Annotated in this window: 22 protein-coding genes; 11 read left to right on the top strand and 11 right to left on the bottom strand. The window is 75.8% G+C overall.

Annotation, left to right across the window (positions count from 1 at the left end; all coding sequences use genetic code 11):
• Positions 1-51 precede the first annotated feature (51 nt).
• Positions 52-537 carry a transcription elongation factor GreA gene (greA, locus tag E4A51_RS11995; protein WP_046530285.1) on the bottom strand — a complete coding sequence of 162 codons (486 nt, stop codon included), beginning with the start codon at positions 535-537 and terminating at the stop codon, positions 52-54.
• A gap of 216 nt (positions 538-753) precedes the next feature.
• Positions 754-1,158: a DUF4307 domain-containing protein gene (locus E4A51_RS11990; protein WP_070319567.1), complete on the bottom strand. Its 405-nt coding sequence runs from the start codon at positions 1,156-1,158 to the stop codon at positions 754-756.
• Between the two features lie 129 nt (positions 1,159-1,287).
• Here E4A51_RS11990 and mca point away from each other — a divergent pair, with 129 nt between their 5' ends.
• From mca to E4A51_RS11975, 3 genes are read left to right on the top strand one after another with little or no spacing between them, the layout of a single operon-like run.
• Positions 1,288-2,175, top strand: coding sequence for a mycothiol conjugate amidase Mca (mca, locus tag E4A51_RS11985; protein WP_046530287.1), 888 nt, complete (start codon positions 1,288-1,290; stop codon positions 2,173-2,175).
• Positions 2,172-2,498: a hypothetical protein gene (locus E4A51_RS11980; RefSeq protein WP_134851871.1), complete on the top strand. Its 327-nt coding sequence runs from the start codon at positions 2,172-2,174 to the stop codon at positions 2,496-2,498. The genes mca and E4A51_RS11980 overlap by 4 nt, the downstream gene beginning before the upstream one ends.
• Positions 2,495-3,340 carry a carbon-nitrogen hydrolase family protein gene (locus tag E4A51_RS11975; protein WP_070320787.1) on the top strand — a complete coding sequence of 282 codons (846 nt, stop codon included), beginning with the start codon at positions 2,495-2,497 and terminating at the stop codon, positions 3,338-3,340. Before E4A51_RS11980 ends, E4A51_RS11975 begins: the two co-directional genes overlap by 4 nt.
• Before the next feature lie 27 nt (positions 3,341-3,367).
• On the opposite strand, the gene E4A51_RS11970 is transcribed toward E4A51_RS11975, so the two are convergent.
• Positions 3,368-4,129: a hemolysin III family protein gene (locus E4A51_RS11970; RefSeq protein WP_134851870.1), complete on the bottom strand. Its 762-nt coding sequence runs from the start codon at positions 4,127-4,129 to the stop codon at positions 3,368-3,370.
• A gap of 148 nt (positions 4,130-4,277) precedes the next feature.
• Between E4A51_RS11970 and E4A51_RS11965 the strand changes: the two genes are divergently transcribed.
• The 4 genes from E4A51_RS11965 (at position 4,278) to E4A51_RS11950 (ending at position 9,196) form a co-directional block, all read left to right on the top strand.
• Positions 4,278-5,039 (top strand): isoprenyl transferase, encoded by a 762-nt coding sequence (locus tag E4A51_RS11965; protein WP_046530288.1) that lies wholly within the window; start codon positions 4,278-4,280, stop codon positions 5,037-5,039.
• Positions 5,040-5,372: 333 nt separating this feature from the next.
• Entirely contained in the window at positions 5,373-6,761 is a 1,389-nt protein-coding gene (locus tag E4A51_RS11960; protein WP_046531216.1) for a PhoH family protein, read from the top strand.
• Between the two features lie 174 nt (positions 6,762-6,935).
• Positions 6,936-7,568: a PadR family transcriptional regulator gene (locus E4A51_RS11955; protein ID WP_070320789.1), complete on the top strand. Its 633-nt coding sequence runs from the start codon at positions 6,936-6,938 to the stop codon at positions 7,566-7,568.
• Positions 7,565-9,196 carry an MDR family MFS transporter gene (locus E4A51_RS11950; RefSeq protein WP_070320790.1) on the top strand — a complete coding sequence of 544 codons (1,632 nt, stop codon included), beginning with the start codon at positions 7,565-7,567 and terminating at the stop codon, positions 9,194-9,196. The genes E4A51_RS11955 and E4A51_RS11950 overlap by 4 nt, the downstream gene beginning before the upstream one ends.
• A 43-nt stretch (positions 9,197-9,239) precedes the next feature.
• Here E4A51_RS11950 and E4A51_RS11945 read toward each other — a convergent pair whose 3' ends face one another.
• From E4A51_RS11945 to E4A51_RS11925, 5 genes are all read right to left on the bottom strand, one after another.
• Positions 9,240-9,956 carry an ABC transporter ATP-binding protein gene (locus E4A51_RS11945; protein ID WP_070320791.1) on the bottom strand — a complete coding sequence of 239 codons (717 nt, stop codon included), beginning with the start codon at positions 9,954-9,956 and terminating at the stop codon, positions 9,240-9,242.
• Positions 9,953-10,921 (bottom strand): ABC transporter ATP-binding protein, encoded by a 969-nt coding sequence (locus E4A51_RS11940; RefSeq protein WP_201775289.1) that lies wholly within the window; start codon positions 10,919-10,921, stop codon positions 9,953-9,955. Before E4A51_RS11940 ends, E4A51_RS11945 begins: the two co-directional genes overlap by 4 nt.
• Before the next feature lie 20 nt (positions 10,922-10,941).
• Positions 10,942-13,707, bottom strand: a complete 2,766-nt coding sequence (locus E4A51_RS11935) for an FtsX-like permease family protein (protein ID WP_134851869.1) — start codon at positions 13,705-13,707, stop codon at positions 10,942-10,944.
• Positions 13,704-17,027 (bottom strand): ABC transporter permease, encoded by a 3,324-nt coding sequence (locus tag E4A51_RS11930; protein WP_134851868.1) that lies wholly within the window; start codon positions 17,025-17,027, stop codon positions 13,704-13,706. Before E4A51_RS11930 ends, E4A51_RS11935 begins: the two co-directional genes overlap by 4 nt.
• A 179-nt stretch (positions 17,028-17,206) precedes the next feature.
• Positions 17,207-18,640, bottom strand: a complete 1,434-nt coding sequence (locus E4A51_RS11925; RefSeq protein ID WP_134851867.1) for a class II fumarate hydratase — start codon at positions 18,638-18,640, stop codon at positions 17,207-17,209.
• 134 nt (positions 18,641-18,774) lie between these two features.
• Between E4A51_RS11925 and E4A51_RS11920 the strand changes: the two genes are divergently transcribed.
• From E4A51_RS11920 to E4A51_RS11905, 4 genes are read left to right on the top strand one after another with little or no spacing between them, the layout of a single operon-like run.
• A complete protein-coding gene (locus tag E4A51_RS11920; protein ID WP_240696456.1) occupies positions 18,775-20,031 on the top strand; it encodes an extracellular solute-binding protein in 1,257 nt (418 codons plus the stop codon).
• Positions 20,028-20,987: a carbohydrate ABC transporter permease gene (locus E4A51_RS11915; protein ID WP_206120036.1), complete on the top strand. Its 960-nt coding sequence runs from the start codon at positions 20,028-20,030 to the stop codon at positions 20,985-20,987. The genes E4A51_RS11920 and E4A51_RS11915 overlap by 4 nt, the downstream gene beginning before the upstream one ends.
• Complete coding sequence (locus E4A51_RS11910; RefSeq protein ID WP_134851866.1) at positions 20,984-21,817, top strand: carbohydrate ABC transporter permease; 834 nt, start codon at positions 20,984-20,986, stop codon at positions 21,815-21,817. The genes E4A51_RS11915 and E4A51_RS11910 overlap by 4 nt, the downstream gene beginning before the upstream one ends.
• A 22-nt stretch (positions 21,818-21,839) precedes the next feature.
• Positions 21,840-23,156, top strand: a complete 1,317-nt coding sequence (locus tag E4A51_RS11905) for an ABC transporter ATP-binding protein (RefSeq protein WP_134851865.1) — start codon at positions 21,840-21,842, stop codon at positions 23,154-23,156.
• Between the two features lie 110 nt (positions 23,157-23,266).
• Here the strand turns inward: E4A51_RS11905 and E4A51_RS11900 are convergent, their stop codons facing one another.
• The 3 genes from E4A51_RS11900 to E4A51_RS11890 are packed head-to-tail and all read right to left on the bottom strand — an operon-like array spanning position 23,267 to position 25,211.
• Entirely contained in the window at positions 23,267-23,932 is a 666-nt protein-coding gene (locus E4A51_RS11900; RefSeq protein ID WP_134851864.1) for a carbonic anhydrase, read from the bottom strand.
• Positions 23,929-24,879, bottom strand: a complete 951-nt coding sequence (locus E4A51_RS11895; protein WP_070319328.1) for a carbohydrate kinase — start codon at positions 24,877-24,879, stop codon at positions 23,929-23,931. Before E4A51_RS11895 ends, E4A51_RS11900 begins: the two co-directional genes overlap by 4 nt.
• Positions 24,876-25,211 (bottom strand): exodeoxyribonuclease VII small subunit, encoded by a 336-nt coding sequence (locus E4A51_RS11890; RefSeq protein WP_370297498.1) that lies wholly within the window; start codon positions 25,209-25,211, stop codon positions 24,876-24,878. The genes E4A51_RS11895 and E4A51_RS11890 overlap by 4 nt, the downstream gene beginning before the upstream one ends.
• Positions 25,212-25,318 lie beyond the last annotated feature (107 nt).

Here is a 25,318-nt window from a genome sequence, read left to right as displayed (position 1 = left end):
GGGACGCCACCGGCTCTCCGGTGCGTCCCCCGCGTGACGGGTCGTGCGCGGTCAGCCGACGAACGGGCTCGCCGCGGTGATCTCGACCGGGATCTGACGGCCGTTCGGCGCCTCGTAGGACGTCGAGTCGCCGACCTTGTGCCCCTGGATGGCGGCGCCCAGCGGCGACGTGGGGGAGAAGACGTCGATCTCCGCGGTGCCCGCGATCTCGCGCGAGCCCAGCAGGAACGTCATCTCGTCGCCCGCGACGACCGCGGTCACGACCATGCCGGGCTCGACGACGCCGTCGTCCGGCGGCGTGCCGATCTGCACGTTGCGCAGCTTGGCCTGCAGCTCGCGGATGCGCGCCTCCTGCTTGGCCTGCTCCTCGCGCGCGGCGTGGTAGCCGCCGTTCTCCTTGAGGTCGCCCTCGTCCCGGGCCGCCGCGATGCGGTCCGCGATCTCCTTGCGACCCACCGACTCGAGGTGCGTGAGCTCCTCCTTGAGGCGGTCGTAGGCCTCCTGCGTCAGCCACGTGGCAGCAGTCGTGTCCGTCACGATCGCTCCTTCCTTGACTCCGGTGGCCGCCTCGTCGGCGGCGTGTGGGCCCCACGTGCCGGCACGCGTCGAGGCCGTGCGGTGCCGGGAGGGAGGGGGTGGTGCCGTCCCGCCGCGGTGTGACGTCGACCTGTGCGTGACGCCGGACCGGGGGCGGCGTAAACGCCTAGCCTACCAAGCGCACCGTGACGCGCTGACCCGGACGGGGGACCGGTGTCACCCGTCGAGGCGGCACCCGTCGACGACGCCGGTCACGGCGAGCTCGACGGTCGGCACCGTGACGGTGACGCGCCGCGTGCGGTGGTCGGCCGGCGGCACGGGCACGTCGAGCACGCCCACCTGCGCGTACGACGACGACAGCGCCTGCACGCGGCACGTGGCCGACCGTCCCACGTCGGTCGTGACGTCGAACGTCACCTCGGTGCGCGTCGGCCCGTCGACGCGGTAGCCCACGTCCTGCCACTGCACGGGGTCGCGCAGCACGCCGCCGCCGACCCAGCCGATCACGAGCATCGCGACCACCACGAGCGCGGCGAGCCCGAGGCGCTGCAGGCGGCGCGTGCCGTCGGTGGGTTCCGGTCCGTAGCGCCCGGCGGGCGGGCGGGGGGCCGGTGCGACCACGGTGGGGCCTCCTGGTGCGGTGTCGGTGGGCGGTCTCGGGTGCCCTGCTCGAGGGCGCACGGACGCGGTGCGCGGCGCGTGAGGGATCATTGTCTCTCGTCCCACGACCTGCCACGGGAGGATCCTCAGGTGAGCACGGACCGGCTACGGCTGATGGCGGTGCACGCGCACCCGGACGACGAGTCCAGCAAGGGTGCCGCGACCACGGCCCGCTACGCGGCGGAGGGCGTCGACGTGCTCGTCGTGACCTGCACCGGCGGCGAGCGCGGGGACGTGCTCAACCCGCACTACGGTCCCGCGCCCGTGGGCCTCGAGGAGATGCGCGCGGTGCGCCGCGAGGAGATGGCCGCCGCGGCGGCGGCGCTCGGCGTGCGGCAGCACTGGCTGGGCTTCGTCGACTCGGGCCTGCCCGAGGGGGACCCGCTGCCCCCCGTGCCGGAGGGCTCGTTCTCGCTCGTGCCGCTCGAGGAGGCCGCCGCGCCGCTCGTCGAGCTGGTCCGCGAGTTCCGGCCGCACGTCATCACGACGTACGACCCCACGGGCGGCTACCCCCACCCGGACCACATCATGTGCCACCGCGTGGGCGTCGAGGCGTTCGCCGCCGCGGGCGACCCCGAGCGCTACCGCGACCGCGGCGAGCCGTGGACCCCGCTGAAGCTGTACTACAACCACGGCTTCTCGCTCGCGCGCATGCGGGCCGTGCACGACGCGATCGTCGCGGCGGGCGGCGAGTCGCCGTTCAGCGACTGGATCGACTCGCGGCAGGCGCGCGAGGTGCCCGAGCGCGAGGTCACGACGCGCGTCGAGTGCGCCGACTACTTCCCGCAGCGCGACGCGGCCCTGCGGGCGCACGCGACGCAGATCGACCCCGAGGGCTGGTTCTTCGCGGTGCCGCGCGAGGTCGAGCTCGCGACGTGGCGCGACGAGGAGTACGAGCTCGCGGAGTCCCGCGTGCCGACGACGCTGCCCGAGGACGACCTGTTCGCGGGGATCCGCGGGACGGAGCACGCACGATGAGCGCGCTGCTGGGCACGGCCCTGCTCACGGGCGTGGTGTGGGCCGAGCGGCTGCCGGGGCCGACGTACGAGAGCCCGCAGGAGGGGTCGCCCGGGTTCGCGGGGTTCGTCGCGACGTTCCTGCTGGCAGTCGCGATCATCGCGCTCGCGGTCTCGTTCACGCGGCGCATGCGACGCGCGACGCACCGCGAGCGCGAGCGGGTCGCCGCCGAGACCGCGGCGGCCGGCCCGACCGACGCGACGGCGCCCGTCGCCGACGCCCCGGCCGACGCGGCCGCGCCGCAGGACGCCGGGGCCGGCGACGCGGCGGACGACCGCCCGTGACCGACCGTCCCGCGCCGCCGCAGCGCCCGGCCGTGCGCGTCACGGTCGCGCAGCTGCAGGTCGGCACGGACCGCGAGGCGAACCTCGTGGCGGCGCGCGACGCGCTGCGCACGGCGGCGCGCGTGCGCGCGGACGTCGCGGTGCTGCCCGAGTACGCGTCGGCGTACGACCCGCGCGGCGTGGGCGTCGACCTCGCGGAGCCGCTCGACGGGCCGTTCGTGACGATGCTGCGCACCGAGGCGCGCCGCGGCGGGTGCGCCGTGCTCGCGGGCACGACGCTGCCGGGCGGCGAGCCCGGGCCCGACGGCCGGCCGCGCGCGGTCAACGCCGTCGTGGGTGTGGACGCGACCGGCGAGGTCGTGGGGGTCTACCGCAAGGTGCACCTGTACGACGCGTTCGGGCACCGGGAGTCGGAGCGGCTCGCGCCGGGGCCGGTGGACGCGGCGCCGCTCGTGCTCGACGTCGCGGGCCTGCGGCTGGGCGTGCTCACCTGCTACGACCTGCGGTTCCCGGAGTCGGCGCGGCGCCTGGTCGACGCGGGCGCCGACGTGCTCGTGGTGCCCGCCGCGTGGGTCGCGGGCGACCTCAAGGCCATGCAGTGGCGCACGCTCGCGGTCGCGCGCGCGATCGAGAGCACGGCGGCCGTGGTCGCGGTCGGCCAGGCCGGCCGGGGCGTGGTCGGGCGGTCGCTCGTCGTCGGGCCGGACGGCGTGGTGGGCCTCGAGCTCGACGAGACGCCGCAGGTGCGGACGGTCGACGTCGACGCGGCGGGGATCGAGGCCGTGCGTGAGCGCGTGCCGTCGTTGGCGCACCGGCGCTACGCGGTGGTGCCGCGCGGCTGAGCCGCCCGCGGGGCGGGGCGCGGGTCGTCAGGCGGCGTGGGCCGTCGCGATCGCGACGGCCACGAAGTGGCACGTGTACCCGACGACCGTGAGCGCGTGGAAGATCTCGTGGAACCCGAACCACCGCGGGCTCGGGTTCGGGCGCTTGAGCCCGTAGACCACGGCGCCGACGGTGTACGCGAGGCCGCCGCCCGCGATGAGCCACACGACCGCCGGGCCGCCCGACGTCCAGAACTGCGGCATGAAGCCGACGGCCACCCAGCCGAGCGCGAGGTAGATCGGCACGTACACCCACCGGGGTGCGCCCAGCCAGAACACGCGCGCGAGCAGCCCGACGAGCGCGCCGGACCACACGACGAGCAGCAGCGTGCGCGCGGTCGGCGGCGGCAGCAGCAGCACCGCGAGCGGCGTGTACGTGCCGGCGATGATGAGGAAGATGTTCGTGTGGTCGAGGCGGCGCAGCACGCCCGCGACCCGCGGCGACCACGTGCCGCGGTGGTAGACGGCGCTGGTCCCGAACAGCATGACCGCCGAGAGCCCGAACACGACGTTGGCCCAGCGGGCGGCCGCGGTGGGCGAGAGCACGACGAGCACGATCGACGCGACGAGCGCGAGCGGCGCGACGCCCGCGTGGATCCAGCCGCGAAGCCGCGGCTTGACCGCGTCGACGACCTGCTCGACCGCGTCGCCGACGGCGTCGGCCGCGCGGGACACGGGGTGGTCGCTGCGGCGGGCCTCGTCGGGGGTGTCGCGTCCGGGGCGCGCGTCGTGGGCCGGGGGAGTGCTCATGCGTCGGGTGCCGCCTTCGTCGCTCGAGACCTACGTGACCGTAGGTTACGCGTCCGTAGGTAGCGGTGTCGACGTGACCCGTGCCCTCGCGAGGTCCTCCGGCGAGTACCGTGGGCGCCGTCGAACGACCGCCACGAGGAGGCTACGCGTGCGCCTGCCGCACCCGCTCTACGGCCTGTACGAGCGACGCCTCGCGGCGTCCCTGCACCCCGACCGGGTGCCGCGGCACATCGGCGTGATCCTCGACGGCAACCGCCGCTGGGCGCGCGACAGCGGCCTGTCGTCCGCCACCGGGCACCGGCGCGGCGCCGACAAGATCAGCGACGTCCTGCAGTGGAGCGAGGACGTGGGCGTCGAGGTCGTGACGCTGTGGATGCTGTCGACCGACAACCTCGCGCGCGACCCCGAGGAGCTCGAGCACCTGCTGCGCGTCATCGAGGACGTCGTCGGCGAGCTCGCGGCGGAGCGGCGCTGGCGCGTGCAGGCCGTCGGCGCGCTCGACATGCTGCCCGACCGCACCGCGTCGGCGCTCAAGGCCGCGCAGGACGCCACGGCCGACGTGCAGGGCCTGCACGTCAACGTCGCCGTCGGCTACGGCGGGCGCCGCGAGATCGCCGACGCCGTGCGCTCGTTCCTGCGCGTGCACGCCGAGGCCGGTGCGAGCCTCGACGAGCTCGCCGAGGCGTTCGACGTCGAGCACATCGCCCAGCACCTCTACACCAAGGGCCAGCCCGACCCCGACCTCGTGATCCGCACGTCGGGCGAGCAGCGGCTCGGCGGGTTCCTCATGTGGCAGTCGGCGCACTCGGAGTTCTACTTCTGCGACGCCTACTGGCCCGACTTCCGGCGTGTCGACTTCCTGCGCGCCGTGCGCGCCTACAGCCAGCGGCAGCGGCGACTCGGGCGCTGACCTGCGCGATCGCCCACGTGCCCGCAGTCGGGCCGTGGGACGTCACGTGAACAGCGCGTGACATCTGCCGCGACGCGCGTGGATGTGCGCGCCGGCGGGTGTGACCGGGGTTACGTTCGCGACCGAGGACGACGCCCGTCGTCCCCGGGAGGCCAGCCCATGGAGCGACCGCTCCGAGACGGAGGGCCGGACCCGGCCCTCGGCCGGCCGACCCGTCCCGCCGCCGTCCGACGACCCGCGGGTGCCCCGGCGCCCCGAGCCGGCGGGCGGCACCCGCACCGGCGCTGACGCGCCCGAGGGGAGCCTGCCGTGGACCGCACCTCGCAGCACGACCTGGGCACCGCACCCGCGACCACCGCCCCGGGGTCGCCCGGGGCCCCCGGCTCCCCGTCCGAACGCCTCACGTACGTGCTCGACACGTCCGTCCTGCTGTCCGACCCGCGTGCGCTCCTGCGGTTCGCCGAGCACGACGTCGTCCTGCCGGTCGTCGTCGTGACCGAGCTCGAGGCCAAGCGCCACCACGCCGAGCTGGGGTACTTCGCACGCAGCGCGCTGCGCCTGCTCGACGACCTGCGCGTCGAGCACGGCCGGCTGGACGCGCCCGTGCCCGTCACCGACGTGGGCGGCACGCTGCGCGTCGAGCTCCACCACGTCGACCCGCAGGTGCTGCCGTCGGGGTTCCGGCTCGGCGACAACGACACCCGGATCCTCGCGGTCGCGGCCAACCTGGCCGCCGAGGGGCGGCGCGTGGTCGTGGTCTCCAAGGACCTGCCGATGCGCGTCAAGGCGTCCGCGGTCGGCCTGGACGCCGAGGAGTACCGCGCCGAGCTCGCGGTCGACTCGGGCTGGACCGGCATGGACGCGCTCGACCTCACCGAGCAGCAGATGGCCGACCTGTGGGAGCACGAGTCGCTCGCGCTCGCGGACGTCGCGCCGCCGGCGGCGGGGTCGACGCTCACGGGCAGCCCGACCGACCTGCGCTGCCACACGGGCCTGGTGCTGCACAGCCCGCGCGGGTCGGCGCTCGGGCGCGTCACGGCCGACAAGCACGTGCAGCTGGTCCGCGGCGACCGGGACGTGTTCGGGCTGCACGGGCGCTCGGCCGAGCAGCGCGTCGCGATCGACCTGCTGCTCGACGAGGAGATCGGCATCGTGTCGCTCGGCGGGCGCGCGGGCACGGGCAAGTCGGCGCTCGCGCTGTGCGCGGGCCTCGAGGCCGTGCTCGAGCGGCGCCAGCACCGCAAGGTCATGGTCTTCCGCCCGCTCTACGCGGTGGGCGGGCAGGACCTGGGCTACCTGCCGGGGGACTCGGCCGAGAAGATGAGCCCGTGGGCGCAGGCCGTGTTCGACACGCTCGGCGCCGTGGTCGGCAAGGAGGTCGTCGAGGAGATCGTCGACCGCGACCTGCTCGAGGTGCTGCCGCTCACGCACATCCGCGGGCGCTCGCTGCACGACGCGTTCGTGATCGTCGACGAGGCGCAGTCGCTCGAGCGCAACGTGCTGCTCACGGTGCTGTCGCGCATCGGGCAGTCGTCGCGCGTGGTCCTCACGCACGACGTCGCGCAGCGCGACAACCTGCGCGTGGGGCGGCACGACGGCGTCGCGGCGGTCATCGAGGCGCTCAAGGGGCACCCGCTGTTCGCGCACGTGACGCTCACGCGCTCCGAGCGCTCGCCGGTCGCGGCGCTGGTCACCGAGCTGTTCGAGGGCATCGACGCCTGACGTCGTCCGGCCCGCCCGCGAGGGGCGTCGACCCGTCGGGGTCGGCGCCCCTCGTGCGTGCGCGACGTCACCCGGTGATCGGCTCGACGTGCTGTTGTTCCAGGCGTAATGTTCCGGCCGGAACAAGGACCGAGGTCCCACGTCCCGACCGTGCACCCCGACCGGAGGACAGACATGTCGCGCACGCCGACCGCCGTCACGGTGGTCGTCCTCGCGCTGCTCGCCGAGCAGCCCCGGCACCCGTACGACGTCTTCCAGACGCTCGTGGAGCGCGGCGACGACCGCCTCGTGCGCGTCAACCCCGGCGCCGTCTACCACGCGGTCGACCGGCTCGAGCGCGACGGCCTCGTCGAGGCCGTCGGCACCGAGCGCGCCGGCAACCGCCCCGAGCGCACCACGTACCGCGCGACGCCCGCCGGCCACGCCGCGCTCGCCCCGGCGATCACCGCCCACCTGGCCGACGAGCGCCCCGCGCTCCCGGACTTCCCCGTCGGCCTGGCGCACGCGTGGCGCCTGCCCGTCGACGACGTCGCCGCCGCCCTCCGGGCGCGGCGCGACCGCGAGGCCGCGCGCCTCGCGGAGCTGCGCGCCCGCATCGACGCCGTCCGCGGCGAGGGCCTGCCGCGCCGCTTCGTGCTCGACGGCGAACGCGAGCTCGTCCTGCTCACGGCGGAGATCGCCTGGCTGGACGACGTCCTGCGCGAGCTCGCCGACGACACCCTCGAGTGGGGCGGGCCCCCGCCCCCCGACTTCCTCGCCGCGCGCGCACGTCGCCTCGCGGCCACCGACACCCGGAGCACCCCGTGACCCAGCCCCTCGTCGACCTGCGCGGCCGCAGCCCCTGGAGCGTGCTGCCGCCCCTGTGCCTCGGCTTCTTCATGATCATGGTCGACACGACCATCGTGAACATCGCCGTCCCCACCCTGCAGGACGCGTTCGGCGCGAGCCTCGTCACCGTCGGGTGGGTCAACAGCGCCTACCTGCTGACGTTCGCCGTCCTCCTGCTCGTCACCGGGCGGCTCGGCGACCGGTTCGGCCCGCGTCCCGTGTTCGTCACCGGACTCGTGATCTTCACGCTCGCGTCGCTCGCGTGCGGCCTGTCCGGCTCGGTCGGGTGGCTCATCGCCGCGCGCGCCGTGCAGGGCGTCGGCGGCGCGCTCATGACGCCGCAGACCATGGCCATGATCACGCGCGTCTTCCCGCCCCAGCAGCGCGGGGCCGCGATGGGCGTGTGGGGCTCGGTCGCGGGCGTCGCGACCATCACCGGCCCGGTGCTCGGCGGCCTGCTCGTCGAGACCGTCGGCTGGGAGTGGATCTTCTACGTCAACGTCCCGGTCGGTGCGGTCGCGCTGTGGCTGTCGTTCCGCCAGCTGCCCGTGCTGCCGACCCACGCGCGCTCGCTCGACGGCGTCGGCGTCGTGCTGTCGGTCGTCGGGCTCACGCTCCTGGTCTTCGGGCTGCAGGAGGGCGAGGCGTACGACTGGGGCACGATCGTCGGTCCCGTGACCGTGTGGGGCGTCGTCGGCGCGGGCGTCCTCGTGTCGGGCGCGTTCTTGCTGTGGCAGCGCCACCGCGGCGACGACGCGCTGCTGCCGCTGCGGCTGTTCGTGCACCGCAACTTCTCGCTCGCGAACGTCGCCGGCGCCGCCGTGACGTTCGCGATGACGGGCATCTTCTTCCCGTTCACGCTGTACCTGCAGCAGGTGCTCGGCCTCTCGCCGCTGCACGCCGCGCTCGTCGGCCTGCCCGGGTCGCTGCTGTCGGGCGTCATCGCACCGTTCGCGGGCCGGCTGTCGGACCGCGTGCCCGGCAAGTGGGTCGCGTTCAGCGGCTTCGCGACCCTCGCGGTCGCGATCGGGATCCTCGCGACGCAGGTGCAGCCGGGCGTCGCCGTGTGGCGCCTCGTGCTGCCGATGGTGCTGTTCGGCGTCGGCACGGGCCTGGTGTTCTCGCCGCTCGCGAGCCTCGCGACCTCGGGCCTCGACCAGCGCACCGCGGGCGCGGGCGCGGGCGCGTTCAACACGACGCGCCAGGTCGGCGGCGTCATCGGCTCGGCCGTCGTCGTCGCGACCCTCACGTCGCGCCTCGCCGCGACCATGCCGGCCGCCGCGCAGGACGCCGCCGCAGGCCTGCCCGAGCAGGTGCGCGGGCCGTTCGTCGAGGGGTTCCGGCAGGCCGCGTCGGCCGGGCTCGGCGCCGGCGGCGGGTTCGACGTGCCCGCGGGCGTGCCCGCCGACGTCGCCGAGCAGCTGCGCGCCGCCGCGCGCACCGCCGTCGACGCCGGGTTCGCGTCGGCCGCCGCGCAGACCCTCGCCGTCACGGTCGGCGTGCTCGTGCTCGGGGCGCTGTGCGCGCTCGCGATGCGCGCGCACCGGCCCGGCACCCCGGCGGACGCCGGACCCGCCGCGCCCGCCGAGCAGGTCGCCGCGCCCTGACGCCCGCCGGTCGGGCGGGACCCCGCGGGTGCCCGCCCGGCCGTCAGCCGTCGAGCAGGCGCCCGTCCGCGAGCCGGATCGTGCGGTCCGCCAGGGCCACCATGACGGGGTCGTGCGTCGAGACGATCGCGGTCATGCCCTCGGCCTCGACGACCGCCCGCAGCAGCGCCATCACCTGCCGGCCGGTCTCGGAGTCGAGCTGACCCGTCGGCTCGTCGGCCACCAGCAGCCGCGGCGACGTCGCGAGCGCGCGCGCGATCGCGACGCGCTGCTGCTGCCCGCCCGACATCTGCCCGGGGCGCTGCCGCGCGTGGTCGCCGAGGCCCACCAGGTCGAGCAGCAGCGCGACGCGCGCCTCGCGCTCGGGGACGGGTGTGCGGCGCATCCGCAACGGCACGCCCACGTTCTCGGCCGCCGTGAGCACGGGCACGAGCCCGAACGTCTGGAAGACGAACGACACGACGTCGCGGCGCAGCCGGACCAGCCCGCGCTCGTCGAGCGCCGACACCTCGTGCCCCGCCACCACGACGCGCCCCTCGTCGGGGCGGTCCAGCCCGCCGATCGCGTTGAGCAGGGTCGTCTTGCCCGACCCGGAGCGGCCCACGAGCGCCACGAGCTCGCCGGGCTGCACCTCCAGGGACACGTCGCGCAGCGCGTGCACGGCCGTGCGGCCGCTGCCGTAGGTGCGGGCGACGTGCTCGACGAGCACCATCGGCCCGCCGGTCGTCGCGTCGCGCGGCGTCGTCGCCGTCGTGGTCATCGGGCGTCCTCCCCGTCGGTGCGCGCGTGCTCGGGGTGCACCGCGATGTGCGACTGCTCGAGCGTGAGCCGCACGCGGCCCACGAGGTCCAGCGCCTCGCGGTACTCGCGCGGCAGCTGCACGCGGCCCGCGCGGTCGAGCACCGCGAGCTCCTCGGCCACGGTGTGCTCGGTGCCGTCGTCGCGCGTCGTGGTGCGGCGCAGCACCTCCGAGCTCGTGCGGCCGTCGCGGATCGCGACCGTGCGCTGCACGTGGTCGCTCACGCCCGGGTCGTGCGTGACGACCACGACGGTCGTGCCCAGGTCGCGGTTGACGTCGCGCAACGCCGCGAGCACGTCGGCCGACGTGGCCGTGTCGAGCTCACCCGTGGGCTCGTCGGCCAGCAGCACCTGCGGCGAGTTCGCGAGCGCCGTCGCGATCGCGACGCGCTGCTGCTCGCCGCCCGACATCTGCCCGGGACGCCGGTCGGCGCAGTACCCGACGCCCAGGACGTCGAGCAGCTCCGCGGCGTCGACCCGCCGTGCCCGCCGCGGCCGCCCGGCCAGCGCCATCGGCAGCGCGACGTTCTCGGCCGCCGTCAGGTACGGCACGAGGTTGCGCGCCGTCTGCTGCCACACGAACCCGACCGTCGAGCGCCGGTAGGCCACGCGCTGGCGCGCGGTCATCGCCATGAGGTCCCACTCGCCGACGCGCACCTGCCCGGCGGTCGGCACGTCCAGGCCCGAGAGCACCGCCAGCAACGTCGACTTGCCCGACCCCGACGCGCCGACCACCGCGACCAGCTCGCCCGTGCGCACCAGCAGGTCCAGACCCTGCAGGGCCTGCACCTCGACGCCCTCGGACTGGTAGATCCGCACGAGCGACTCGCACACGATCAGCGCCCCCGTGCCGAACGCCTCGGGACGCGCACGGGCGCGTTCCTCGAGCGTGGCCAGGCTCGTCGCCGTCCCCGCTGCCTCGGTCACGTCCGTGTCCTCTCGTCGGTTCACCGCTCGCCCACCCGCAGCACCTCGCCCAGGCGCTCGCGGCGCCGCAGGCCCTCCTCGATCCCCACCGCGACCAGCGTGGCGGCGGTCAGCACCGCCGCCGCGACCAGCACGGGCCACGCCACCACGGCCACTGTCGCACCCGCGGCCGACCCCGTCAGCCAGGCGAGCCCGAGCGCGTCCGCGACCAGGTGCGGCACGACGAGCCCGATGACCGACCCGCCGACCAGACCGCCGAGCACGAGCGGCGCGAGCTCGCCGAGCGTCGCCCAGCGGGCCGTGCGCGCGTCGAGGCCCAGCGTGCGCAGCGTCGACAGCGTGCGGCCGCGTTCCTGCGACGTCGCGACCACCACGAGCACGAGCGCGAGGACCGCCAGCACGGCGAGCGCCCCGACGGACGCGAGCTGCAGAGCGGTCAGCGCCCGCGTCAGGGTCTCGCCCGACCACGTGCGCCACCACCCCTGCGCGGTCGTGGCCGTGAGCCCGGAGTACACCGGCTCGGCGAGGTCGAGGGCCGCGATCGCCGCCTCCGTGCCCGGTCCCGACACCCACGCCCGGTCCGCGGCGGGCACGTCGGTCAGCGCGGCCACCACCGAGCGGTCCACGACGACGAGCCCGTCGTCGCCGTCGGACACGTCGCGCAGCACGTCGCGCGCGTCGACCGGGGGCACGCCCGCGTCCGGCGCGAGGGCGGTCGTCCCGCGCACGTCGAGCTCGACGGAGCCGACGAGCACCGACAGCCGGACGCCGTCGGGGTCGAGGCGCGCGAGCAGGCCGGGGGAGACGAGCGCGGGCACGCGCGCGTCCGTGGCGTCGCCCAGCCCCGCGAGCCCGGCGTCGACCGGCAGGCCGCGCGCCGTCCGGACGGCCGCGAGGTCGGCCGCGTCGACGAGCAGCACGGTCGCCTCGAGCCGCGAGCCCTCGCCGTACGCACGCTTGGTGGTCTGCGACCCCGTGGCGACGGCGGTGACGCCCGGGGCGGCGCGCAGCGCGTCGAGCGCCGCCTGCCCCTCGGCGCGGTCGAGGCGCCCGTCGAGGCGTCCGTCCGCGCCGACGAGCACGTCGGCGGTCGTGCGCTGCCCGTCGTCGACCGACTGCACGAGCACGCCCGACAGCACCAGGAGGGCGACCGTGACGGTGACCGTGAGCAGCGGCACGAACGCCGTCGCGCCGCCGTGCGCGCGCGCGACGGCGAGCGGGGCGGCGAGCCCGCGCGAGCGCGACGCCAGGCGGCCCGCGGCGCGGACCAGCGCGGGCGCGACCCGCACGACGACGAGCGCCGCGCACGCCGCGAGCAGCACGGGCGCGGCGGCCAGCAGCGGGTCGGCGTCACCGCCGCCGGACGGCACGAGGCCACGGCCCCGGACGGACACGAGCGCGGCGGCGGCGACCGCGAGCGTCGTCAGCTCGGCGACGAGCCGGCGCGCCTGCCCGACCGCGCGCAGGCGTGCGCGCTCGCGGCGGTCCGCCGGGACGCGACGCCCGTTCCACGCCTGGGCGGCGACGCGACCCGCGAGCACGACGGGTGCCGTGACCGCCACGGCCGCGATGCCGAGGGCCACCGTCACGGTGCCGGTCGCGCCCGGCAGCCACCAGGTGACGGCCGCGAACGCCAGCACGGACGCCACGAGCGTGACCGGCACGGACTCGAGCGCCGCCCGGTACGCCACCGACGCGACGGACGCGCCGCGGGCGCGCTCGGCGGCGAGCGTCGGCCGGCGTCGCGTCGCGAGCAGCCCGCCCGCGAGCACGAGGCACGACGCCGCGGTGGCGGCGATGCCCACGACCACGAGCGCGGCCTGCGCGCGCACCGCCGTCAGGCGCGCGTCGAACGCGTCGAGCACGGCGGGCAGGTTCGTGGCGACCGGCTGCCCGCGCACGCCGAGCGCGACGAGCGCGGCGCTCACCCCGTGCGCCTGCGCGACGCTCAGGCCGTCGGTGCGCAGGAAGGACGTCCCGACCGCGGTCAGCGCGCGGTTGGCGCCCACGACCTGGACGTCCTCGCGCAGCTCGAACGGCACGTACAGCGCGACGCGCAGGTCGCCGAGCGCGTTCGGCGGCGTCGGCACGGGTGCGACGACGTCGGGGACGAGCGACCAGTGCCGCGCGGCCGGGTCCGCCACCTCGTACAGCCCCGTGACGCGCGCGATCCGGCCGCTGCTCTCGGTGTCGAGCCGCAGCGTGACGGGCCCGTCCGTGACGTCCACGCCGAGCGCGCGCGCCGCCGGCACCGACAGCCCGGCCTCGACGACGCGGGGCCGGTCCGGCGCGTCCGTCTGCCACTGCTCGTCCGCGGGCACCGCCGCCGGCTCGCGGCCCTCGACCCAGCGCACCGTCGGGCGGGACTCCTCGACCCCGTCGAGCATGACGAGGCTCGCGATGACGTCGCCGGACGGGGACCCGACGACGAAGGGCCGCGTCGAGACGACCGTCGTCGGTGGCGCGAGCGTCGGGTGCTCCGACCAGACCTGCTCGACGTGGCCGCGGACGAAGTCGATCGCCTCCGCGGGCTGCTGGCCGACGAGCTGCGTCACGACGGCGGCGGCGTCGGTGCCGGCACGGTCGACCGTGCCCTGCAACGCCTCGTCGGCGGTCCGGGCGACCAGCCGGGGCAGCGCGAGCGCGACCAGCAGCGCGCCGAGCAGCAGCAGCGCGGTGCCCAGCAGCAGCCCGGCGTCGCGCCGAGCACGGCGGCGGACGACGAGCGGCCCGACGGCGACGACGGCACGCGCGCGCGTCCGGGTGCGGGCGAGCAGGTCGGTCATCGGTCGTCCCCCAGTCGCAGGAGCGCGCCGGACGCGCGGCGCACGCCCGTCGCGACGAGCAGCGCGACCGCGACGCCCGCGGTCGTGACGAGCGCCCCGACGACCGCGCCCTGCACCGGCCACGGCCAGACCAGCAGCGGCCGGGGGACCGGGGCCAGGCCGTCCGGCGACACCGTGAGCAGCGGACCGAGCAGCGCCGCGAGCCCGTAGCCGATGAGCAGCCCGGCGCCCGCGCCGAGCACGACGAGCGTGAGGTTCTCCGCGAGGACGCCGCGCACGGCCGCGCCGCGCGAGAGCCCGAGGGCCTGCAGGCGGGCCAGCTCGAGACGCCGCGACCGCACCGTCGCGGTCGCGGCCGCGCCCATGCCGACGAGGACGAGCAGCCCCGCGGTGCCCACGACCAGGGTCAGCGCGGCGGGCACGGCCGCGCGCAGCGGACCCTCGAGCGCGTGCATGCGTTCGGCTCGGCGCGTGACGACCGTGGCGTCGACCTCCTGGCGCAGCGCCGCCGCGGCGGCCTCCACGTCGGGGCCCGCCCCCGTGCCCCACCACGCGTCGACCAGCGGGTCGCGCATGCCGGACTCGGTCGCGGCACGCTGGAGCGCCTCGCGGTCGACCATCACCGCCGCACCGCGCGGTGCACCGGGCAGGTAGGGCACGACGGCCTCGACGCGCAGCTGGACGGGCGGCGAGCCGACCCGCAGCGGAAGTACGTCGCCCGGCTGCACGTCGCCCTGCCGGGCCGCGTCCGCCGTGAGCACGGCCGGCACCACGCCCTGCGTCGGCCACGCCGTCGCCGTCAGGCGCACGGGACCCTGCGTCGCGTCGGTGAGGCCGAGCCGGGCGTCGAGGTGCAGCGCGTCGCCGCCCTGGGCGGCGCCGGACGGCGCGTTCGCCTCCTGGCCGGTCCGGGCCGTCAGCAGGGTGCCGCCGATCGGGGCCACCGAGCCCGCGCGCCCGGCGGGGGCCAGGGGCAGGGCGGTCTGCGCGCCCGTGTCGTCGTCGTGGGCGAGGGCGCCGCTCACCGACAGGCCGAGGTCGCCCGTCGTGCCGGCCGCGGACCCCGGGGTCATCTCGGGCGGCAGGTCCTCGAGGGTCATGAGCGCCTGCACCGCGACGAGCCGTCGCGGCTCGACGCCCGGCGGCACCGCGACCTCGAGCCGCGTGGGCGTGTCCAGCCGCACGTCGCCGCCGCCGAGGCCGTCCCGGGCCGACGCCCACGTGCGCACGCCGCGGGCGTCCTCGACCGCGACGGCGAGCGTCGTCGTGCCGGGCGCCGACGGGACCGTGCCGGCGACGGCGTCCAGGCTCAGCCGGTCGGTCCCCTCGGGCAGCGGCACGCCGACGAGCGTGCCCGCGTCGAGCGGTTCGCGGACGCCGCGCTCGGGCAGCGTCGCGAGCAGCTCCGACCAGGGGGTGGCGGTCCGCCCCCGCAGGTCCTGCGGCGCCGCGGTGTCGACCCCGAGGAGCTGCACGGTCGTCAGCGCCCCGGACGACCCGTCCGTGTAGCCGAGGCGCACCGACCGGTCCACGACGGGTCGCACGTCGACGCGCGGCGCCGCCGCGAGCGCGTCGGTCACGGCCCGCGACGAGTCACCGGGCTCGCCGCCGAGCCCCGTCACGCGCAGGTCGGCACCGGTCGCGAGGTCGACCTGCTCGAGCTGCGACAGCCGCCACGTCGCCTGGAACGACTGCCCGAAGGTCGCCGTCGCCACGGCGAGCACGATCACGAGGCACGTGCCGGCCGCCGCCTCGGGGCGGCGCGCGACCTGCCAGGCCGCCATCGGGCCGACGAACGAGCGCGTGCGCCGCGCGAGCGCGTCGCCCAGGCGCCCCAGCGGACCGACCAGGCGCAGCGCGATCACGGCCGCCCCGAGCGTGACGACCGCGGGCCCGGCGACCAGCACGGGGTCGAGGCGCGCACCGCCGCCGCCGGTGACGAGCGGTGCGCCGTAGGTGACGAGCTGCGCGAGCGCCAGGCCCGCGAGCACGACGAGCGCGACGTCGGCGCCCGCGCGGGCCAGGCTCGCGTGCGGTGCGCGCGACGTGGACCCCGCGGTGTGCCACGCGGGCACCACGAGGGCGACGGCCAGCGCGACCGCCACGACGCCCGTGGCGAGCAGCACGGGTCCGGGCGGGGCGTCGGGGACCACGTAGCCGGCGCGCGCCAGCGGCCCGGACGCGGTGAGGCGCCCGAGCGCGAGCAGCGCGGCCCACGGCGCGACCAGCCAGGTGAGGGCCGCGACGGCCGCGGCCTCGAGCACCGCGAGCGAGCGCAGCTGCCGCGCGGACCCGCCGCGCGCGGCCAGGAGCTCGCCCTCGCTCGCCCGGCGCTCGGCGAGGAGCCGTGCCGAGAGCAGCATGACGGTCGTGGCGAGCACGGTCAGCAGGAGCCCGACGACGAGCACGCCGATGCGCGTCACGGCGAGCTCGCGCCACGCGGCGTCGACGGTCGTCGCGACGGGCGCGCTGACGGTGCCGGAGGTGCCCGCGCCCAGCCCCTGCGCGAGGGCGACCTGGGCGTCGTCCAGCGCGGTCCGCAGGTGCGCGACCGCGCCGCGCGGCGCGCCGCCGAGCCGCGGCGTCAGCACGACGTGCGCGGTCTCGACCTGGTTCTCGCCCGCGAGCGCGTCGGGCGCGACCAGGAACGGGCCCCACGCGTCCGTCGTCGACACGCCCAACGCCCCCGGTGCGGGGTACGCGGGGTCGTGCCCGGCGCCGCCGAGCGGGTCGCGGCTCCAGGTGCGGGGCGGGCCGACGAGCTCGTGCGTGCCCACGACGACCCACGCGACGTCGTCTCTGCCCCGCCGCGCGGAGACGACCGAGCCGACGTCCCACCCGTGCGCGGCCGCGGCCACCTCGGGGACGTTGACCTCGACGCGGCCCTGGTCGTCCGTGGCCCGCTCGGGCCACGTGCCGCGCACGAGCCGCGCGGTGTCGTCCGTCCGCGGGTACGACGCGAGGTAGGCGACCGCGGACAGGCCCGTGCGCTCGGGCTCCACCAACCGGTGCGGCACGCCCTCGAGCCACTCGGTGCGGGTGGCGGGCACGTCGCCGACGACCTCGTCGAGCACGCGGTCGGCGGTCGCGACGGCCGGCGCGGCGTCCGCCCCACCGACCCTCAGCAGCACGTCGATCTGCACGTCGGCGGCCGGGGCCCGGTCGAGCGCCTCGTCGACCGCACCGTTCGCGGTGAGGTCGAGCAGCAGGGCGAGGGTCGCGAGCAGGGACGTCGCGACGACCGCGACGAGCGTCACGGTGGCGACCACCGAGGCCTGGTCGCGCAGACGTCCGAGCAGCACGCGGGACCGCCAGGCCACGTGGTTCCCCTTCCGTGGGCGGCACCGTCGCGCACCCGTCGCGGTGATGCTAGGGGACCCCGGGCTGCGGGCGTGGTCGCGCTGCCACCACGGTTGTGCGGGTCGGTGCGCGACGACCCGGTCGGGTGGCCGGTGCGGGCGTCCGGGTGACGTCCCCGGACGCCCGCACCGCGGTGGGATCAGGCCCGCGGCGGGCGCGTCATCGCGAGCACGTCGAGCGCGGTGTCGAGCTGCTCGAGCGTGAGCTCGCCGCGCTCGACGAACCCGAGGTCGAGCGTCGCCTGGCGGATCGTGACGCCCGCCTTCACGGCGTGCTTGGCGATCTTCGCGGCGTTCTCGTACCCGATGACGCGGTTGAGCGGCGTGACGATCGACGGCGACGACTCCGCGAGCGCGCGGGCGCGCTCGACGTTCGGCGTGGTCCCGGCGACCGTGCGGTCGGCGAGCACGCGCGCGCCGTTCGCCAGCAGGCGGATCGACTCGAGCACGGCCGACGCGATGACGGGGATCTGCACGTTGAGCTCGAAGGAGCCCGACGCGCCGGCCCACGCCACGGTCGCGTCGTTGCCGACGACGCGCGAGCACACCATGAGCACGGCCTCGGGCACGACCGGGTTCACCTTGCCGGGCATGATCGACGACCCGGGCTGCAGGTCGGGCAGCGCGATCTCGCCCAGCCCGGTGTTCGGGCCCGAGCCCATCCAGCGCAGGTCGTTGCAGATCTTCGTGAGGCTCACGGCGATCGTGCGCAGCGCGCCCGACAGCTCCACGAGCCCGTCGCGCGAGGACTGCGCCTCGAAGTGGTCGCGCGCCTCGGTGAGCGGCAGGCCCGTGTCCTCCACGAGCAGCGCGATGACGCGCTGCGGGAAGCCGGCCGGCGTGTTGATGCCCGTGCCGACGGCGGTGCCGCCCAGCGGCACCTCGGCCGCGCGGGGGAGCGCCGCGCGCAGCCGCTCGACGCCGTACCGCACGGCCGCGGCGTACCCGCCGAACTCCTGCCCGAGCGTCACGGGGGTCGCGTCCATGAGGTGCGTGCGCCCCGACTTCACGACCTGCGCCCACGCGGTCGCCTTCTCCTCCAGGGCGCCCGCGAGGTGCTCGAGCGCCGGCACGAGGTCGCGCACGACGCCCGCGGTCGCGGCCACGTGCACCGACGTCGGGAACACGTCGTTCGACGACTGCGACGCGTTCACGTGGTCGTTGGGGTGCACGTCGCGCCCCAGCAGGCGCGTCGCGAGCGTCGCGAGCACCTCGTTGGTGTTCATGTTCGAGCTCGTGCCCGAGCCCGTCTGGTAGACGTCGACGGGGAAGTGCGCGTCGTGCACGCCCGTCGCGACCTCGTCGGCCGCCGCGACGATCGCGTCGGCGACGTCCTGCGGCAGCACGCCGAGCTCGGCGTTGGCGCGCGCCGCGGCCTTCTTCACGCGCGCGAGCGCCTCGACGTGCCCGCGCTCGAGCGTGCTGCCCGAGATCGGGAAGTTCTCGACCGCGCGCTGCGTCTGCGCGCGGTACAGCGCGTGCGCGGGGACGCGCACCTCGCCCATGGTGTCGTGCTCGACGCGGTAGGCCTGCTCGCCCGCGGCCGCGCCGTCGGGACCGGTGGTGGAAGTCATGGACCCATCCTTCCACCGCTCCGGTGGCGGGAACCCGCAGGTCGTAGTCGGATGTGGGCACACCCCTTCCCGACGACGTGAGAGGCCAGGCGCCCGTGCGACACCTGAGGCGACGACCCGCGGCTCTCCTCGCCGTGGCGCTCGCGGCCCCGCTCGCCGCCTGCTCCGCCGCCGAGGCCGGACCCCCCGAGCTGCTCTGGTACATCAACCCCGACTCGGGCGGTCAGGAGCGCATCGCGCAGCAGTGCACGCAGGAGTCCGGGGGCGCCTACCGCCTCAGCACCGTGCTGCTGCCGCGCGACGCGCCGAGCCAGCGCGAGCAGCTCGTGCGCCGCCTCGCGGCCAACGACACGTCGATCGACCTCATGAGCATCGACCCGCCGTACATCCCCGAGTTCGCCAACGCCGACTTCCTGGCACCCGTGCCCGACGACGTCGCGCAGGCCGTCACGCAGGACGTCGCCGAGGGCGCCGTCGCGGGCGCGACCTACGACGACGAGCTCGTGACCGTGCCCTTCTGGGCGAACACGCAGCTGCTCTGGTACCGCAAGTCGGTCGCGGAGGCCGCCGGTCTCGACATGACGCAGCCCGTGACGTGGGAGCAGGTCGTGCAGGCGGCGGCCGACCAGGACCGCACGGTCGCCGTGCAGGGCGTGCGCGCCGAGTCCCTCACGGTGTGGATCAACGCGCTCGTGGAGTCCGCCGGCGGGCACGTCCTGGAGAACCCCGAGGCGACGGACCCGCAGGACGTGCGCCCGTCGCTCGACTCCGACGCGGGACGCGCGGCGGCCGAGATCATCCGCGGCCTCGCCGACGCGGGCGTCGGCGGACCGCAGCTGTCCAACGCGACCGAGGACATCAACGCGTCGATGTTCGAGGGCGACACCGCCGGGTTCATGGTCAACTGGCCGTTCGTCTGGCAGCGCGCGCAGTCGGCCGTCGAGGCCGGCACGCTCGACCAGTCGGTCGTCGACGACTTCGGCTGGGCGGTGTACCCGCAGGCCGTCGAGGGCGAGCAGGCCCGGCCCCCGTACGGCGGGATCAACCTCGGCGTCGGCGCGTTCAGCGAGCACGTCGACCTCGCGTTCGAGGCCGCGCGGTGCATCGTCGCGCCCGAGAAGCAGGCCGAGTACTTCCTGTCCGACGGCAACCCGCCGTCGTCGCTCACGGCCTTCGACGACCCCGAGGTCCGCGAGACGTTCCCCATGGCGGACGTCATCCGCGAGTCGCTGCAGAACGCGGCGCCGCGGCCCCAGACGCCGTTCTACAACGAGGTGTCGTCGAGCCTGCAGCGCACGTGGCACCCGCCGCGCGCGGTGTCGCCCGGCACGAGCCCGCAGCGCGCCGACGAGCTGATCACGGCCGTGCTGCAGGGGGAGGCGCTGCTGTGAGCACCACGACCACCGGCGCGAGCGCCGTGCGCTCCGCGCAGCAGCCGCGGCGCAGGCCGCAGCGCTCCGACCGGGCCCGGCAGGAGGCGCGGCTCGGGCTGCTGCTGTCCGCGCCCGCGATCTTCGTGCTCGTCGCCGTCGTCGGCTACCCGATCCTGCAGGCCGTGTGGGACTCGCTGTTCAGCTACAAGCTCACCAACCCCGACGCGCGGCACTTCGTCGGGCTCGGCAACTTCACGCTGATCCTGGGCGACCCGATCTGGTGGCAGGCCCTCGGCGTGACCGTGCTGATCACGGTCGTGACCGTCGCGGTCGAGCTCGTGCTGGGGTTCGGCCTCGCGCTCGTCATGAACAACGCGCTGCAGCGGCTGCGGCCCGCGCTGCGCACCGCGATCCTCATCCCGTACGCGATCATCACGGTCGTCTCGGCGTTCGCGTTCCGGTTCATGTTCGACCTCACCAGCGGGTTCATGAACAGCTGGCTGCCGTTCGTGCCGGCCGACACCGACTGGTTCGCGTCGTTCGGCAGCGCCGTGACGGTCATCGCGCTGTCGGAGATCTGGAAGACCACGCCGTTCATCTCGCTGCTGCTGCTGTCGGGCCTCGCGCAGGTGCCGGGCGAGCTGCAGGAGGCCGCGAAGGTCGACGGCGCGACCGCGTGGCAGCGCATGCGGCGCGTGACGATCCCGAACATGAAGGCCGCGATCATGGTCGCGCTGCTGTTCCGCACGCTCGACGCGTTCCGCATCTTCGACAACATCTTCATCATGACGAACGGTGCCGCGGGCACCGAGTCGGTCGCGTTCCTCGCGTACCGGCAGACCATCCAGCGCCTCGAGATCGGCATCGGCTCGGCGGTGTCCGTGCTGCTGACGATCGCCGTCGCGCTCATCGCCCTGATGTTCGTCAAGGGCTTCAAGGTCAACCTGGCGGCGTCGACGAGGGCGGGACGATGAACGCGCGCGGCAAGCTGTGGTGGTGGGTCGGCGGCCTGGCGATCGTCCTGTACTGCCTGTTCCCGGTGGCGTGGATCGTGTCGTTGTCGCTCAAGGCGCCGTCCGACCTCGACAACGGCTCGTTCCTGCCGTCGTCCGTGACGTGGCAGAACTACCAGCTGATCCTCACGGGCTCGGCGTCGGACCTGTTCCTGCCGGCGCTGCGCAACTCGGTGGGGATCTGCCTCATCGCCACCGCGATCGCCGTCGTCCTCGCGTCGCTGTGCGCCTACGCGGTCGCGCGGCTCGACTTCCCCGGCAAGGCGTTCGTGCTGGGCCTGTCGCTCGCGGTGTCGATGTTCCCCGTGATCTCGATCGTCACGCCCCTGTTCAACATCTGGCGCGCGATCGGGCTGTACGACACGTGGGCCGGCCTCGTGATCCCGTACCTGTCCATCACGCTGCCGCTGTCGATCTGGACCCTGACGGCCTTCTTCCGCGAGATCCCGTGGGAGATGGAGCAGGCCGCGCAGGTCGACGGCGCGACCACCGCGCAGGCGTTCCGCAAGGTCATCGTGCCGCTCGCCGGCCCGGGCGTGGCCACCACCGCGATCATCGCGTTCTTCCTCGCGTGGAACGACTTCGTGTACGGCATCTCGCTCACGTCGACCGAGGCCGCGCGCCCCGTGCCCGCCGCGCTCGCGTTCTTCACCGGCGCCTCGCAGTTCGAGGAGCCGACCGGCGCCATCTCGGCCGCCGCCGTCATCGTCACCATCCCCGTCGTGGTCCTGGTGCTGCTGTTCCAGCGCCAGATCGTCGCCGGGCTCACCCAGGGCGCCGTCAAGGGCTGACCCGGACCGAGGGAGGTTCGCCATGGCCGCGATCACGCTGAGCCACGTCGTGAAGAAGTACGGCGACGGCTACCCGGCCGTGAACGACGTCAGCCTGGACGTCGACGACGGCGAGTTCGTCATCCTCGTCGGGCCGTCGGGATGCGGGAAGTCGACGCTGCTGCGCATGGTCGTGGGGCTCGAGGACATCACCGACGGCGAGATCAGCATCGACGGCGACGTCGTCAACGACAAGGCGCCGCGCGACCGCAAGCTCGCGATGGTGTTCCAGAACTACGCGCTGTACCCGCACCTGAGCGTGTTCGAGAACATCGCGTTCCCGCTGCGCCTCGAGAAGGGCAAGTTCTCGGACGACGAGATCCGCGAGCGCGTCGAGCGGGCCGCGGACACCCTCGAGCTGCGCGAGCACCTCGACCGCAAGCCCGCGAACCTGTCGGGCGGGCAGCGGCAGCGCGTCGCGATGGGACGCGCGATCGTGCGCGACGCGCGCGCGTTCCTGTTCGACGAGCCGCTGTCGAACCTCGACGCCAAGCTCCGCGGGCAGATGCGCACCGAGATCGCGCGCATGCAGCGCCGGCTCGGCACCACGACGCTCTACGTGACGCACGACCAGACCGAGGCGATGACGCTGGGCGACCGGGTCGCGGTGCTCAAGAAGGGCGTGCTCCAGCAGGCGGCGAGCCCGCGCGCGCTCTACGAGCAGCCCGTCAACCTGTTCGTCGCCGGGTTCATCGGCTCGCCGCCCATGAACTTCCTGCCCGGCGAGGTCGACGGCGACACGCTGCGACTGCCGCTGGCCGACGTGCCGCTCGCGCCCGCGCTGCGCGAGCGGATCGGGGACCGTTCGCTCGTGATCGTCGGGCTGCGGCCCGAGCACCTCGAGGACGCCGACACGTTCGACGAGGGCGGCCGCGAGGGCGGCGTGACGTTCGAGGCGGACGTGGACGTCGTCGAGTGGCTGGGCGCCGAGCTGTACGCGTACGTGCCGTTCGAGACGCACGCGGACGTCGCGCAGACGCTCGAGGAGCTCGACCGCGACCTCGACGGCGAGGGCATGCGCACGCAGCTCGTCGCGTCGCTCGGCGCCGAGTCGCGCGTGCGCGACGGCGACGTCGCCGAGCTGTGGTTCGACCCCGCGCGGCTCATGGTCTTCGACCCCGAGACGGGTGAGAACCTCACGTACGACGAGGAGGCGGCGCGCCGGGCCGACGAGGAGAGCGTCGAGGAGCGGCGCCGCGCGACCGAGCGCGCGCAGCGCCGTGCCGCGCGCGCCGAGGAGCGAGCGTCCGGGAGGGGCGACCGCGCGTCGGCGGGTGGGGGGCGGCACACCGCGGCCTGAGGCACGGGCGACGGCCCGATCCGTCGGGCGACCGGGCCCGCTGGCGACGCACCGCACGCGGCCGACGCGGCACGACCGGCCCCGCGCGGAGCCGGTCGTGCCGTACGGGATCAGGCCGCGGTGCCGGGCACGACGCCCGGTCCCGCACCGATGTCGCCGATGACCTGCGCGACCTGGGCGCGCCCGTCGGCGAGCGTGTACTCGACCGCGACGATCGCGGTCCGGCCCGCCGCGACCGACTCGGCGAGCGACACCGAGTAGCCGTGCAGCTGGCGCGAGGTGTGCAGCACGTGCTCGTGCCCGAGGGTCGCGGCGTCGAACGAGTCCAGCGGCCGGCCCGACGCGGTGAGCCCGACGATCGAGGGGATCACGCGGTCGACGACGGCCTGCACGAACCCCGGCGGCACGTTGCCGTTCGTGATCGCGTCCGTCGCGGCCGCGACGGCGCCGCACGAGTCGTGCGCGAGCACGACGACGAGCGGTGCGCCGAGCACCTCGACCCCGTACTCGATGGACCCGATGACGGTCGTGTCGAGCACGTGCCCGGCGGTGCGCACGACGAACAGGTCGCCGAGCCCCTGGTCGAAGATGATCTCGGCCGCGACGCGGCTGTCGGAGCAGCCGAAGACCACCGCGAACGGGTGCTGCTCGACGCTCACCTCGGTGCGGCGGGCGATGCCCTGCGACGGGTGCGCCATGCGGTCCTCGACGAACCGCAGGTTGCCGTCGGCCAGCGCGGCCCAGGCCTGCGCGGGAGTGGTCGGCGTCGTGCTCATGCGGGGGCTCCCTCGGTGTCGAGCTCGGCGGTCGTCGGCGGGTTGGCGCCCGCGCGCGAGACCGTGATGGCGGCGATGCGCGCGCAGCGGGCGAGCACCTGCTCGACCGTGCCCGCGTCGACGTCGTGCAGCGCGGCGCGGCGGTCGGCGCCGAGCAGACCGGCGGACCACAGCCCGTCGACCAGGCCACCCATGAACGAGTCGCCCGCGCCGACGGTGTCGGCGACGGTGACGCGCGGCGCCGGGACCGTGAGGCGCGCGCCGGCGGCGGTGCTCGCGAACGCGCCCTCGCCGCCGTGCGTGACGACCACGAGCGCGGGGCCCGAGCGGCTCCAGTCCTCCGCGACCTCGGCCGGCGCGACGCCGGGCAGCAGCCACGCGAGGTCCTCGTCGCTGACCTTGACCACGTCGGACGCGCGCACGAGCCGCTCGACGACGGGCCGCACGTCGGCCGGGTCTCCCATGAGCGCGGGGCGCAGGTTCGGGTCGTAGGTGATCGTCGACGTCGCGCGGCGGCTCTCGAGCAGGTCGGCGACCTTGGGTCCGCCGGGCGTCAGCACGGCCGCGATCGACCCGGTGTGCACGACGAGCGCGTCGCCCTCGCCCTCGTCCCACGTCGCGGGCAGGTCCCACTCGAGGTCGAAGTCGTACGTCGCGACGCCCGCGGCGTCGAGGTGCGCGGTGGCGACGGGGGTCCGGGCGGGCGCGCGGTCACCGGTCAGCACGTGCACGCCGGAGGCCGCGAGGTGCCGGCGCACGAGGTCGCCGTGCGCGTCGTCGGCCAGCCACGTGAGCAGCTCGGCGCGCCGGCCGAGCCGCGCGAGGCCGATCGCCACGTTGGCCGGGCTGCCGCCCGGGAACTCGTCGTGCGTGCCGTCGGGGCGGCGGACCGCGTCCACCAGCGCCTCGCCGATCACGAGCGCACGGCCCTGCGTGCTGCCGCTCACCGGTCCTCCTCGTCGTCCTCGCCCGCGGCGTGCGCCCGGGCGTCCTCGTCCAGCGTCCCCGCCGTGCCGGTGCGGCCACCGCGCGCGGCGGTCAGCCGCTCGCGCGCGCCGTCGAGCCACTCCTGGCAGCGCGCGGCGAGCGCCTCGCCCCGCTCCCACAGCGCGAGCGACTCCTCGAGCGTGCCCGCGCCCGACTCGAGGCGGCCGACGATCGAGGCGAGCTCGTCGCGGGCCTGCTCGTAGCCGAGCGTCGCGGGGTCGGGCAGACCGGAGCCGGTGCCGGCCGCCCCGTCCGCCGGACCGTCGGGTGCGGTCGTCTCTCGTCGTGCCACGCGCACAGTCAACCAGCCGTCGCCGACGCCGCACGCGCGGGGCCGTGCTGCGGACCACGCCGTGCGTCGGCACGGCGACGTCGATGCCCCCTGAGCGCCGCGCCCTG

Source organism: Cellulomonas sp. HD19AZ1 (assembly GCF_004535805.1).
Lineage (GTDB): Bacteria > Actinomycetota > Actinomycetes > Actinomycetales > Cellulomonadaceae > Cellulomonas > Cellulomonas iranensis.
Note: the sequence above shows the minus strand (reverse complement) of the source record. Positions and strands in the feature narration are given on the sequence as shown.

What these genes read in the sequence shown, in the direction of transcription:
- E4A51_RS11980 (WP_134851871.1), top strand. Translation starts at nt 2,172, where the DNA reads ATGAGCGCGCTGCTGGGCACGGCCCTGCTCACGGGCGTGGTGTGGGCC.
- E4A51_RS11910 (WP_134851866.1), top strand. Translation starts at nt 20,984, where the DNA reads ATGAACGCGCGCGGCAAGCTGTGGTGGTGGGTCGGCGGCCTGGCGATC.
- E4A51_RS11935 (WP_134851869.1), bottom strand. Translation starts at nt 13,707, where the DNA reads ATGACCGACCTGCTCGCCCGCACCCGGACGCGCGCGCGTGCCGTCGTC.
- E4A51_RS11905 (WP_134851865.1), top strand. Translation starts at nt 21,840, where the DNA reads ATGGCCGCGATCACGCTGAGCCACGTCGTGAAGAAGTACGGCGACGGC.
- E4A51_RS11970 (WP_134851870.1), bottom strand. Translation starts at nt 4,129, where the DNA reads ATGAGCACTCCCCCGGCCCACGACGCGCGCCCCGGACGCGACACCCCC.
- E4A51_RS11900 (WP_134851864.1), bottom strand. Translation starts at nt 23,932, where the DNA reads ATGAGCACGACGCCGACCACTCCCGCGCAGGCCTGGGCCGCGCTGGCC.
- E4A51_RS11925 (WP_134851867.1), bottom strand. Translation starts at nt 18,640, where the DNA reads ATGACTTCCACCACCGGTCCCGACGGCGCGGCCGCGGGCGAGCAGGCC.
- E4A51_RS11955 (WP_070320789.1), top strand. Translation starts at nt 6,936, where the DNA reads ATGTCGCGCACGCCGACCGCCGTCACGGTGGTCGTCCTCGCGCTGCTC.
- E4A51_RS11945 (WP_070320791.1), bottom strand. Translation starts at nt 9,956, where the DNA reads ATGACCACGACGGCGACGACGCCGCGCGACGCGACGACCGGCGGGCCG.